Consider the following 12,822-nt stretch of genomic DNA (forward strand, 5'->3'; position numbering starts at 1 on the left):
AGTCCTACAGCAGGATGGTCTGTATGAGGTCATCCTGGGCAAAAACGAGATTCGGGGGATGGCCGAGTTCCAGGAACTGCTCGCGCTGTTTGGGCAGTGCGACGAGGACTGCCGTCTTGTTTGCAAAATCCGGCGTATGCTCGACTGGTTCGTCGATGACTTTGATTCGTTCAGGGAAATTGACCTTGGCGATACGCTCTTTAACGGTTTGCGGGTCTGGGAAGCCGTGAACGATGAGGTGATCGATTTCCGCCGCGGCATTGACCTGCCAGGCCAGCGTTTCGAGAGCAGCTGCAATCAGAAGCCCTTCCCGTGCCGCAACGACTTCCGGAAAATCATCGAAGCCGCCAAAACACAATCGTGTATATACCTCGTAGGCCTTGACGAATTCTCTGAAGCTAATGAGCAATCGCAACGCGACCGTCATGCGCAACAAAGTGAACGTTCGACACATCTGTTCCTGCGTTGCGCGGTCCTCCGCGTCGCGCGAAATCTGACCTCGTTTCATGCCGAAATAGAGGAAGTATTCCAGCCCGCCGCGATACTGGTCCCAGCCGGACATCGCAATGTCGTGGCCCCCTTGGCGTCTGTCCCGGCCATGCTCGGACCGGCCGACCTGCTTGTAGAAAGGCTCTTTCAGAAACGCGACGTCCCCCTGGTCGAGCAGATGCGCCAGCATGGGGAAAGCATAGAAGCAGACATCGCGCGGCACCCATGTGGTCCTTAATGCCTGGGTGCGGAAGATGGCGATCTCCGGGAAAATATGCCCTTTGACCATGAAGTTGAAGACTTGGCCAAAACTCCGGCGTTCGAAGACGACGTCTTCCTTTATGTCGTAGAATTTCCCGGTATCGGCCTCCAGAATCCCGTCATAGAGATACCAGGGAGCATGGCAGACAAGCACATTCGGGTGTTCATCGAGAAACTTCATGGCATTGAGGAGGCCTTCGTGAACGAGGCGATCATCATCGGCCAGATAAACGGCATACTCGCCGCGCGCTCGCCGAAAGGCGGCGTTCACGTTGACGACCGCGCCGTGATTTTCGGCTCTTACATAATAGTTGATCGGAAGTTGCGAGGCGAATTCCCGGGCGATTTCGGTGGTGTTATCCGTTGACGCGTTATCGGAGATAACGATCTCGTAAGGGAATTCGAAACCGAACCCCTTGATGCGTTCCAGACACGAGCGGAGATGCTGAGCTCGGTTATACGTCGGAATGCAGATGCTGAGCTTGATCGAATTCACTGATATTTCCTTCGACAGGAGTTTGCCAGGCGGCAGGGCTTGCATTCGTCGAGAGCAACTCGGCCATGTTGATGCGATGCAGGTTCCTCCGGTGCCGGCGTCCCTCCCGGCAAAGTCGTTTGTCCAGATGCACCACGTGTTGCTCGCATTCAGGCTCCCGGCGCCATTGTGAGATTGCTGAGCTGACGCTAACGATTGAGACTTGCGCAAAACTGAAGCGCATGTTCGGCCAATGCGAATGGAGACGGTGCGCTCAGCAGGGGAGGCGCAGACAGGACCATCTTCCTGTTCACGACCTTCGGCGTCCGGCCTTTGAGTGTTGACCTGCGTCCGCGAGGGTGGCTATCGAAGATGACATCGAGGACCTTCGTGATCGCATGATTCGGTTGATCTATCTATTCGTCGCGTTGATCGCGACACCCGGGCTTGCGCTTGCCCAGCAATCGCCTGCGGACCTTCTCAATCTGCCGGTCGACGGCTCCGCTGCCGCGTGGATCATTCGCACTTTCGGCCTGCTGACTGTCCTGTCGGTTGCTCCGGGCATCCTGATCATGGTCACAAGCTTTCCACGCTTCGTGATCGCCTTTTCAATTCTTCGATCCGGCATGGGGCTTGCGACGGCGCCTTCCAACATGGTGCTGGTCTCGATGGCTCTGTTCATGACCTTTTATGTCATGTCGCCAACCTTCGATCGCGCCTGGAATGAAGGCGTTCAGCCGCTTCTGCAAAATCAGGTGACGGAGGCTGAGGCCGTGCAGCGGATTGCCGAACCTTTCCGTGCCTTCATGTCTGCGAATACCCGTGACAAGGATCTGGAGCTCTTTGTCGAGATTGCCCGGGAGCGTAGTCAATCCGTCGGAACGCCTGAAGCGATCGACTATCGGGTATTGATCCCGGCTTTCATGCTGTCGGAGATTCGTCGCGGGTTCGAAATCGGCTTCTTGATCATCTTGCCGTTCCTGGTGATCGACATGATTGTTGCGGCGATCACCATGGCGATGGGGATGATGATGCTGCCGCCGACGTCGATCTCATTGCCCTTCAAGATTCTTTTCTTTGTGCTGATCGACGGCTGGAACCTGTTGGTCGGCAGTCTGATTCGCTCATTCAACTGACTGCAAGGTCCTTCGAAAGGAAACGGCCGGGTGTTTCCCGGCCGTTTCGAGCTTGCGTCAGGCTTCGCGTGAGATGAACGGGCCGTTCCGTGGTGGCAATACGGGCACGTCGAAGTGATCGGGCGGCAACTTTGCCTTCGCGCGATCCGCCATCATCGTGTATGCCGTTTCGAGGTGACGGCAGAAGCGCTCGGCATCAAAAAGCGGATGCGTGAAACGGTTGGCTTCCAGCCGCTTTCTGATCTGTGCGAGCTCTTCCCTGTTGTTGTAATAATGGACTGCGCGACGGACGTAGTCGTCGGCATCGTCGGCGATCATTTCCGGCAGGCCCAGGGCATTCAGCAGGCTTTCGCTGACCCGGGAAGCGAAGTTGACGCCCTTGTGGGTCAGCATTGGCAGGCCGGCCCATAGCTTTTCCGAGGTCGTCGTATGGCCGTTGTAAGGATAGGTATCCAGGCCGAGATCTGTTAGCGCGACGCGATCGATATATGCCGCATAATCGTTTACGCGATCCCCGAACAGGATGCGGTCGGCGGAAATGCCTGCATCGGTAAAAGCCTTGAGCAAATTCTTGCGCGCTCCAAACCGTTCCCGGCAGATGAGGAAGAAGTAGCTTTCCGGAGCCTCCGTGAGGATGCGTATCCAAAGATCGACGGTTGCGCGGGTGAACTTCCAATGGCTGTGGAAGCAGGAGAAGATGAAGGCGTCCTTCGGCATCTTGCAGACTGCCCGATCGATCGACCGCGGAAGTGGCCGATGGATCGCGTCGTTCGGAAAGAAGGTCTCCGGCATCCAGCAGAGCTTTTCATAATAATTGGAGATCGAAGTTTCGGGCACCACCGTGTGGTCGCAAATCAGATAGTCGATATCGACGTTGCAGACTGTGCCGGGGTAGCCGAGCCAGGTGGCGTGCACAGGCGCGGTAAAGCGGTTCATCACCCACACCCGGTTCTCGGCCGTATGGCCGTGCAGGTCGACGAGAATATCGATATTCTCGGCCTTGACGGCGTCGGCTGCCTCGTCGTCCGTCATGTCGCGAATTCTGACGATCTTGCCCCATTCGTCGCGATTAGCCTTGTTATGGTCGCGAAGATGCTCCGGGTCGGCATTGCAGAAGATCGTGATCTCGAAACGATCCTTGTCATGCGCTTCGAGAACGCCGCGGAAGGCTTTCATAACCGCGTGTTCTGTCCAAAGGTCGGCAGAGAGATAGCCGATGCGGAGCTTATCGCCCCATTGGTGAGGCATTGAGAGCCTTTTCGCAGGCCCATGCCAGGGCTTTCTTTCGCCGCGACCGGCGCCCGCCATGGAGTTTGCCTTTTCGTCATCGCACCAGCGGATGTTGTAGAGCGATACCTCGTCCAGGATCGCTTCAAAGTCGCCGGCTGCAATCTCCTGCTTGAGGATCGGTTCATATTCCGCGAGCACTTCGTAGTTAAGGCTGTCGCGAATGACAGAGAGATAGAAATTGCGGACGATCTTGTCGTCGCGGTCTTTTGCGAAGACATCCAGAATGAACTGATTTTCCTCGTCGCTGCGATCCTGGAGCTTGATCGAGCGCACCGCAAGCTGCCGGTGGGGCCGTTCCGTGCTTTCACCGAGAGTCTTCCGGAAGGCTTCCGTGCCTTCCAGGTTTTGTCGCATCAGCGCGGCCGACATCATGAGCGCCATGTCCGGATCGGCGAGCGCTTCATTGAGAATCCGTTTGCCGAGGCGAAGCAGGCTTATGTCGTCGCCGTTCGACAGATGAAGTCTCATGGCTTCACGCAGGTACTTGATCCGATGGGGAGAGTTCTGTTCCCCGGCAAGCTGAAACGCCTGGGCAGCTTCGGCCTTCATCTTGAGCTTTACGAGCGTTGCACCCAATAGCGCGTAGTGCCTTGGATCCTTTTGAACATCCAGCAGCCTGTTCAGGATGGCCAGGACATCATGATATTGGGCTTTGTCGAAATATCTTTGGGCATTGAGATACTGCCGTTTCAACTTAATGCTGTTCAACCGTCCCACTCCAAATCATAGCTGTGCCGGGCATCGCGACAGGCCCGCTTTCACCCATCGTGGCAGGCCAAGCTTGCATGAAGCCGACTTCGGCAAATTCCCGTCGATATAAACCAATGATTAACTACGTCCGCCAACACGCTCTTCGTACCGGCTTCGCTTAAAGGACTTGGCAAGGATTGGCTGCGAGATTTTCCGCACACGACGGGTTTGGTATCCCTTCCGAGCGAAGGAACCGAGTTGGCATGATGCCGGACCGAAGTGACCGGTAAAACATCCAGTCCGGTATGTCCCCCCAAAAGTATTTCGTTCAAAGGGACAATCAAATCATGGCTAGCATTCTTACCAACATCAACGCGATGGCGGCTCTCCAGACGCTGCGGAGCATCAGCTCCGACATGGAGACGACGCAGGACCGTATTTCGACTGGCATGCGCGTCGGCACTGCTTCCGATAACGCTGCCTACTGGTCGATCGCAACCACCATGCGTTCCGACAACGCGGCTCTTTCGTCCGTCCAGGATGCGATGGGCCTCGGCGCAGCCAAGGTCGACACAGCCTATTCCGGCATGGAAGCTGCAATCGACGTTGTCCAGGAAATCAAGAACAAGCTCGTTACAGCCGCCGAAGGCAGCGCCGACAAGACGAAGATTCAGGAAGAAATCTCCCAGCTCCAGGATCAGCTGAAGAGCATCGCTTCCTCCGCCTCCTTCTCCGGCGAAAACTGGCTGCAGGCCGAAATCGGCGGCGCTGCGAACGCGACCACGGGCGTTGTCGAAGCCGGCAGCGCGATCACCAAGCAGATCGTTGGTTCCTTCACGCGCGATGCCGACGGCAATGTCGCGGTCAAGACTGTCGACGTAGAACTCGATGAATCGAACGTCCTGTTCGATCTTTCGGGCGGCAATGCCGGCCTTCTCGACGCGAACATGATGAAGGGTATGCGCGCGATCGACTATGACGACGGCACGACCAACTCCGTCCAGTACTACGGTACCGTCAACACGACTGCCATCTACGACACCACCGCTCAGTGGAAGGATGTCGGCGGCGGCGTCTTCATGAAGGGCGACACCAACGGCGTCTTTACGACCGGCGCAAGCGGCACCTACCTCATCAAGGTTGGCGGTGCTTACATCGATGCCGTCTACACGACCGAAGGCTACGACTTCTCGGCCGGTGCGACAGCCACCAGCGGCGTTTCCTATTCGCTGAATGTCTCCGTGTCGGAACTGGACATCACCAAGCTCGACGACTACCGCAACGGCGGCAACAGCGATCTGGGCATGGGCGGCACGAATGTCAGCGACGAGGATGTCATCGCGGCCCTGACCTCGTTCGTCGACGGTCAGCTGGAACTGATGACCAGCGCTGCAGCCAAGCTCGGTGCGGTCTCGCAGCGCATCGAGATGCAGCAGGACTTTGTCAGCAAGCTCTCCGACACGCTCGACAAGGGCGTGGGTCGTCTTGTCGACGCGGACATGAACGAGGAGTCGACGAAGCTCAAGGCCCTGCAGACCCAGCAGCAGCTTGCGATCCAGTCGCTCTCGATCGCCAACTCCGACTCGCAGAACATCCTCTCGCTCTTCCGTTAATCGGAACACGGGCAATTGGCGCGGAGGCTGACCGCGCCAAGGGGGTATTGAAGGCCGCGCCCTTACCGGGGGCGCGGCCTTTTAATTTTTCGTCCGTGCTTCAATCTTCATTAACTATATTAAGGTTACCTAAGCCCATCGAAACGGCGAGTTAACCAGAAAAATTAACTGGTTAGCAAGCATGATGCTGACCGCTGTTCCCGGTGGAATCCGGAATGTCCCTTTTCGTAATCAGCCACTCAAGGGGCACTCAGAATGACAAGCATTCTTACCAACATCGCAGCCATGGCTGCTCTCCAGACCCTGCGTCAACTCGGCCAGGACATGGAAACCACGCAGGGCCGCGTTTCGACCGGCATGCGCGTCGGCACCGCTTCCGACAACGCTGCCTACTGGTCGATCGCAACCACCATGCGTTCCGACAATGGTGCTCTCTCTGCCGTTCAGGACGCCCTCGGTCTCGGCGCCGCTAAGGTCGATACGGCCTACGCTGCCATGGAATCGGCAATCGACGTTGTTCAGGAAATCAAGAACAAGCTCGTAGCCGCAACCGAACCCGGCGTCGACAAGGCGAAGGTCCAGGAAGAAATCACTCAGCTCCAGGATCAGCTGAAGAGCATCGCTTCCTCCGCCTCCTTCTCCGGTGAAAACTGGCTGCAGACCGAAATCGGCGGCGCGGCCAACGCGACCACCGGCGTCATCGAAGCCGGCAGCGCAGTCACCAAACAGATTGTTGGTTCCTTCATCCGTGACGCCGATGGCAATGTTTCGGTTAAGACGGTCAACGTCGAACTCGATGAATCGAACGTCCTGTTCGATCTTTCGGGCGGCAATGCCGGCCTTCTCGACATGAACATGCTCAAGGGTTCGCGCGCGATCGACTATGACGATGGCACGACCAACTCCGTCCAGTATTACGGCCAGATCAACACGACTGCCATCTACGACACCAACGCTGAGTGGAAGGACATCGGTGGCGGCGTCTTCATGAAGGGCGACACCAACGGCGTCTTCACGACCGGCGCAAGCGGCACCTACCTCATCAAGGTCGGCGGTGCTTATATCGATGCCGTCTACACCACCAAGGGGTACGATTTCTCGGCTGGTGCGACGGCCACGACCGGTGCGGCATACTCGCTGAACGTCTCCGTCTCGGAACTGGACATCACCAAGCTCGACGACTACCGCAACGGCGGCAACAGCGATCTGGGCATGGGCGGCACGAATGTCAGCGATGAAGACATCATGGCTGCTCTGACCTCGTTCGTCGACGGCCAGCTGGAACTGATGACCAGCGCTGCTGCGAAACTCGGTGCGGTTTCGAGCCGCGTTCAGATGCAGGAGGACTTTGTCAGCAAGCTCTCCGACTCGATCGACAGCGGTGTTGGCCGCCTGGTCGATGCGGAGATGAACGAGGAGTCGACGAAACTGAAGGCGCTGCAGACCCAGCAGCAGCTTGCGATCCAGTCGCTCTCGATCGCCAACTCCGACTCGCAGAACATCCTCTCGCTCTTCCGTTAATCCGGAAAGTCATAGAGCCTCAACCAGGAGGCCGCGCTCGACGGGCGCGGCCTTTTTTTGTGCCCGTCATTTTTTTATTAACTTTCGTAAATGGCAGTTTAACCTTTGTTAACCATTTCTCCCTTAGATGGGCTCATCGAAACGATGGGTTAACCAAGACGAAGAAGAGGTTAACGGGCATCAAGCCAAGCCATCGCTTGCCGGTGCAATCCCGGAATGTCCCTTTCATCTAGCCAATCAAGGGGCACTCACAATGACCAGCATTCTTACCAATATCGCAGCTATGGCTGCTCTTCAGACTCTGCGCCAGATCGGCTCCGATCTTGAGAAAACGCAGAGCCGCGTTTCGACCGGCCTACGTGTCGGCACCGCTTCCGATAATGCCGCCTACTGGTCGATCGCAACGACCATGCGTTCCGACAACGCGGCTCTTTCCGCTGTTCAGGACGCTCTCGGTCTCGGCGCCGCCAAGGTCGACACTGCCTACGCTGCCATGGAAACCGTCGTTGACGTCGTCAAGGAAATCAAGAGCAAGCTCGTTGCCGCGACCGAGGCCGGCGTCGACAAGGCCAAGATCCAGGAAGAGATTACGCAACTGCAGGATCAGCTCCGCAGCATCGCCTCCTCCGCCTCCTTCTCCGGTGAAAACTGGCTGCAGGCCGATATCGGCGGCGCTTCGAATGCGAATGGCATTATCCAGGCAGGGGATGCTGTCACCAAACAGGTGGTTGCTTCGTTCATTCGCGGTGCCGACGGTAATATCGCGGTCCAGACGGTCGACGTTAAGCTCGACGAGACGAATGTCCTTTTCGACCTTTCGGGTGGCAATGCCGGCCTTCTCGACATGAACATGATGAAGGGTTCGCGCGCCATTAGCTACGACGACGGCACGACCAATCATGTCCAGTATTATGGCGTGGTCAATACAACTGCCCTGTATGACACCAGCGCCCAGTGGAAGGACATCGGTGGCGGCGTCTTCATGAAGGGCGACACCAACGGCGTCTTCACGACCGGCGCAAGCGGCACCTACCTCATCAAGGTCGGCGGTGCTTATATCGATGCCGTCTACACCACCAAGGGGTACGATTTCTCGGCTGGTGCGACGGCCACTGCCGGTGCATCGTATTCGCTGAATGTTTCCGTCGCCGAACTGGACATCACCAAGCTCGATGACTACCGCAACGGCGGCACTAGCGATCTGGGCATGGGCGGTACCAATGTCAGTGACGAAGACATCATGGCAGCGCTTCTCTCCTTTGTGGATACGCAGCTCGAAGCGCTCACCAGTTCGACTGCCAAGCTTGGTTCGATCTCGATGCGTATCGAGATGCAGGAGGATTTCGTCTCCAAGCTGACCGACTCGATCGATAGCGGCATCGGCCGCCTGGTCGACGCAGACATGAACGAGGAGTCGACGAAACTCAAGGCGCTGCAGACCCAGCAGCAGCTTGCGATCCAGTCGCTCTCGATCGCCAACACCAGTTCCGAGAATATTCTGTCGCTCTTCCGTCAGTAAGCGGCGCTCTTGGCTAGGAGCGGTTCGTCCCGCTCTGACACGACGGCAATATTCAGGAGAGAAAACCGCGTCTCGCAAGGGGCGCGGTTTTTCATATTGGCTGCGTGGCTTGCGCGAAGCCTGCACGGGCGTCGCGTTCGGGCATTCAGACCTCATTAACAACTTGCCAATCCACGATTGCCTTTGATAACTGTCGTATTAACGATTTGTTAAGAACGACAGGCCGCCCGCATCCGCGATGCAGAGGGGGCGGTAAGCATGATGCCTCTCGTCGTTTCCGGTGATGCACTCCGGATTGTTCAGATTATCTGACCGAGGCACGGCCAATGACCAGTATCCTTACCAACGCTGCCGCTATGGCTGCTCTGCAGACCTTGCGCTCGATCGACCGCAACATGGAGATAACCCAGGCGAGGGTCTCCTCCGGCATGCGTGTCCAGACAGCCGCGGATAATGCGGCTTATTGGTCGATCGCCACGACGATGCGTTCCGATAATCACGCGCTGTCGACGATCCAGGATGCTCTTGGTCTCGGCGCGGCAAAGGTGGATACCGCTTATGCCGCCATGGAAAGCGCTATCGACACCGTCATGGAGATCAAATCCAAGATCGTTGCTGCTTACGGGGTCGGTGCCAACCGTAACAAGATCCAGGAAGAAATCACGCAGCTCCAGGAGCAGCTCAAGAGCATTGCCGAATCCGCTACGTTTTCGGGTGAGAACTGGCTGCAGGATTATATCAGCAACGGCGGCACCAATGCGGACGAGAAGCCGGTTATCAAGCAGGTTGTAGCGTCGTTCACGCGCACCGCCTCGGGCGAGGTCGCCGTCAAGACCGTCGATTACACGCTGGACTCCAAGACCGTTCTTTTCGATCTCAGCGGCGGTAATCTCGGCATTCTGGATTCGCCGGTCGAGTTTGTGGCTGAAGGCGAAGCGGCGGTGACCGTTACCACTGCGAATGGCACCCAGGCACCGACGAGCGCGAGCTATGCCGTTCCTTTCTACACCGAAACCGATCTGATTGGTGCAACTGCAGTCGATTCGCGTATCTATGATCTCGCCGGCACTCTCTATATGAAGGTCGCTGAAGGTCAGTGGGTGCAGGTAACCACGGTTGACCCCGCCACTGCGCCGGTCGTGACGACCCCGCTTCACCAGATTGGCGCGACGAATTACTATCTCGATACGAGTGTTGGCGATAACCTGGACAACCGTAAGCTCGATATTTCCGTCTCGACACTTGACATAGACAAGCTGGATGAGGCGGCGGCGCAGATGAACGCGTTGGTTCCGGGTTCTGCGCCGGACAACGATGCAGTGCTGGATATGATGGAGCGTTTCGTCGACAAGCAACTGCAGATGATGACGAGTGCCGCTTCCAGCCTCGGCTCCATTCAGAAACGCATCGATCTTCAAGAGAGTTTTGTCGCTTCGCTGACCGACGTGATCGACAAGGGTGTGGGTCGATTGGTTGATGCCGACATGAACGAGGAATCAACGCGACTGAAAGCGCTCCAGACGCAACAACAGCTTGGTATTCAGTCGCTTCAGATCGCCAATACCAACGCCGAAAACATCCTTCAGCTCTTCCGACAATAACACGTATAGATTGATTGCCTTCCCCGTGCCGCACTTTTCTCGACTGCCGTGCGGCATGCCGTTGAACCTGCCCTTATGCTCTGGTGCGCTGTTGCCGCATCTTCATCCTCGCGCAAGTTTGACTTCCTACCGTATCGCTGTGGTCTGGCGAAAATTGCCATCTCGCCACCGACGAACGAATGAAAACCTTATCGGAATGATGCGATGATTGCAGCAGCGGAACTTCGCTCCTTCGGCGAGCTCGTAACGAGTACCCGGCAAGTGGGCACGGAAGGGCGGGGTATCCGATGAGTGCCTCGCTCGCCCGCTATCTGAAGGACTTCAGTGAACCGCAAGCCATTCCGTTACCGTTGATGGCGGACAGCTTAACTCAGGGTTTCGACGACGATCTGGCACTCCCTTCCGTGGTCGAGAGCGCGGTCGATGTGGAGGCGGAACGCGCCGAAGCCTATTCGAAGGGCTATGATGCCGCCTCCGAGGAACTGCAGCGGCGTTTCGAGGAAGAGCGCCAGGCAATTTTCTCCGCCCATGCTGAGGAAATGGCAGCACTGCGCGAAAGATATGAAACCGAGGCGGCAGCAATGATCGCGACCCGGCTTCAGGAAATTGCCGGATTGACGGCGCAGGCGGTCAGCGATCAGACGGCGGGAATTCTGGCACCGCTGCTCGATGACGCGCTTGCCCAGAAGGCGGTATCCGATATGGCGGATATCATTCGCGGGGCCATGATCGAGGGCGATCTTGGGACGCTGACGGTGCGTGGTCCGCTGCATCTGTTTGAAAAATTGCAGGAAGCGCTTGGAGACCCCACACCGCTCCTGCGCCATGTCGAAGCGCCCGACCTCGATATCGCAGTCGATATAGGTGAAACCGCTCTTGTGACCCGCATGTCCGCGTGGTCCGCGAGTCTGAAGAAGGTACTGGGATGAGCGAGGGCGAGAACCATCATCACGGCAAGAATGAGGTTGTCATCGTCAAACGACATGGCGGCGGGCACGATGATGGCCATCATGGCGGTGCCTGGAAAATCGCCTATGCCGACTTCATGACTGCGATGATGGCATTCTTCCTCGTGATGTGGCTGGTCAACGCAGCCAACGAGGAAACCAAGGCCTCGATGGCGAGCTATTTCAACCCGATCAAACTTTCCGATGAGACACCGGCCGAGAAGGGCCTTGAGAAGCCTGTCGACGCCGCGGAGGGCCAGGAAGACGGCGAGCGCTCGCGGGTCAAAGCGGATGCCGACGTGCAAGGTTCGGCTGCGGCGACCGGCGAGGATATGACGTCGACCTCCGGCGACGAACCCAATTACTCCGAGGCGGATTTCTTTGAGAACCCCTATTCCGTTCTTGCCGAGATTGCGCAGGAGGTGGGGCAGCAAGCCAATGTAAGCGCAAAGGGGGAAGGGGGAGCAAGCGAATCCGGTCCCGCGACCGGAGCAGATGGCGGGCAAGCCTATCGCGATCCCTTCGATCCTGATTTTTGGACCAGGCAGGTTCAGGTGACGCGCGCTGACGGTCCTGAGCAGGCTGTAAAAGCGGTCCCGAGTGACGATCCGCAGGCGCAAATCGGTCAATCTCCACAGGCACCACAATCGACAGAGGGTCAGCCGCAGCAGCAGGTCACGCAGATGGCGACCGCCGCTCCTATGCCGCGTCCTGATCCGACACAATTGGACAAGACACAGAACCAGCCGGATACGCAGGCAGGCAGGTCGGCGGATATCGACGGGCGCAAGGCGGAAGATGAAGCCAAAGCGGAGCAGAAGGCGGCGGACGATTTGCGCAAGGAAATCGAGCGACAGATTTCCGGCGTTGCGGGCAAACTCGCCGAAGGCCTGGTCGTCACGCCTGCCGAAGGCGGTTTGCTGGTAATGATCTCCGATCAGACGGATGATCCGATGTTTAATATCGGCTCGGCCGTACCGCGCCGCGAAATGGTGCTGGCGATGGAGAAGATCGGCCAGATCCTCAAGGAACGCAAGGGAAGCGTCATCCTGCGAGGTCACACGGACGGCCGCCAGTTCAAAGGCACGCAGAACGACAACTGGCGGCTTTCCATGGCCCGCGCTCACAGCGCCTACTATATGCTGGTGCATGGCGGTCTGGGGGAAGATCGCATCAAGCAGGTCTCAGGCTTCGCCGACAGGCGTCTGCAGGTGCCGAATGATCCCTTTGCCGCGGCGAACCGCCGTATCGAGATCCTGATCCAGGCGGATGAGGGATAA

General features: G+C 57.5%; 9 protein-coding genes. 7 read left to right on the forward strand and 2 right to left on the reverse strand.

The features are described 5' to 3' along the window. Positions 1 to 4: 4 nt before the first annotated feature. Complete coding sequence (locus J2046_RS01945) at positions 5 to 1,246, reverse strand: glycosyltransferase family 2 protein (protein WP_210048635.1); 1,242 nt, start codon at positions 1,244 to 1,246, stop codon at positions 5 to 7. A gap of 377 nt (positions 1,247 to 1,623) precedes the next feature. Here J2046_RS01945 and fliP point away from each other — a divergent pair, with 377 nt between their 5' ends. Continuing rightward, a complete protein-coding gene (gene fliP, locus J2046_RS01950; RefSeq protein WP_210048731.1) occupies positions 1,624 to 2,361 on the forward strand; it encodes a flagellar type III secretion system pore protein FliP in 738 nt (245 codons plus the stop codon). A 57-nt stretch (positions 2,362 to 2,418) separates the two neighbouring features. Here fliP and J2046_RS01955 read toward each other — a convergent pair whose 3' ends face one another. Further along, positions 2,419 to 4,359: an O-linked N-acetylglucosamine transferase, SPINDLY family protein gene (locus J2046_RS01955; RefSeq protein ID WP_210048733.1), complete on the reverse strand. Its 1,941-nt coding sequence runs from the start codon at positions 4,357 to 4,359 to the stop codon at positions 2,419 to 2,421. A 329-nt stretch (positions 4,360 to 4,688) separates the two neighbouring features. Between J2046_RS01955 and J2046_RS01960 the strand changes: the two genes are divergently transcribed. The 6 genes from J2046_RS01960 (at position 4,689) to J2046_RS01985 (ending at position 12,822) form a co-directional block, all read left to right on the forward strand. Continuing rightward, positions 4,689 to 5,954, forward strand: a complete 1,266-nt coding sequence (locus J2046_RS01960) for a flagellin N-terminal helical domain-containing protein (protein WP_210048735.1) — start codon at positions 4,689 to 4,691, stop codon at positions 5,952 to 5,954. Between the two features lie 255 nt (positions 5,955 to 6,209). Then, positions 6,210 to 7,475, forward strand: a complete 1,266-nt coding sequence (locus tag J2046_RS01965; protein WP_210048737.1) for a flagellin N-terminal helical domain-containing protein — start codon at positions 6,210 to 6,212, stop codon at positions 7,473 to 7,475. A 253-nt stretch (positions 7,476 to 7,728) separates the two neighbouring features. Beyond that, positions 7,729 to 8,994: a flagellin N-terminal helical domain-containing protein gene (locus J2046_RS01970; protein ID WP_210048739.1), complete on the forward strand. Its 1,266-nt coding sequence runs from the start codon at positions 7,729 to 7,731 to the stop codon at positions 8,992 to 8,994. Positions 8,995 to 9,320: 326 nt separating this feature from the next. Beyond that, positions 9,321 to 10,595: a flagellin N-terminal helical domain-containing protein gene (locus tag J2046_RS01975; protein ID WP_210048747.1), complete on the forward strand. Its 1,275-nt coding sequence runs from the start codon at positions 9,321 to 9,323 to the stop codon at positions 10,593 to 10,595. 287 nt (positions 10,596 to 10,882) lie between these two features. Continuing rightward, positions 10,883 to 11,524, forward strand: a complete 642-nt coding sequence (locus J2046_RS01980; protein ID WP_210048749.1) for a hypothetical protein — start codon at positions 10,883 to 10,885, stop codon at positions 11,522 to 11,524. Further along, positions 11,521 to 12,822, forward strand: a complete 1,302-nt coding sequence (locus J2046_RS01985) for a MotB family protein (RefSeq protein ID WP_210048751.1) — start codon at positions 11,521 to 11,523, stop codon at positions 12,820 to 12,822. The genes J2046_RS01980 and J2046_RS01985 overlap by 4 nt, the downstream gene beginning before the upstream one ends.

It is taken from the genome of Neorhizobium petrolearium, from assembly GCF_017873175.1.
Lineage (GTDB): Bacteria > Pseudomonadota > Alphaproteobacteria > Rhizobiales > Rhizobiaceae > Neorhizobium > Neorhizobium petrolearium.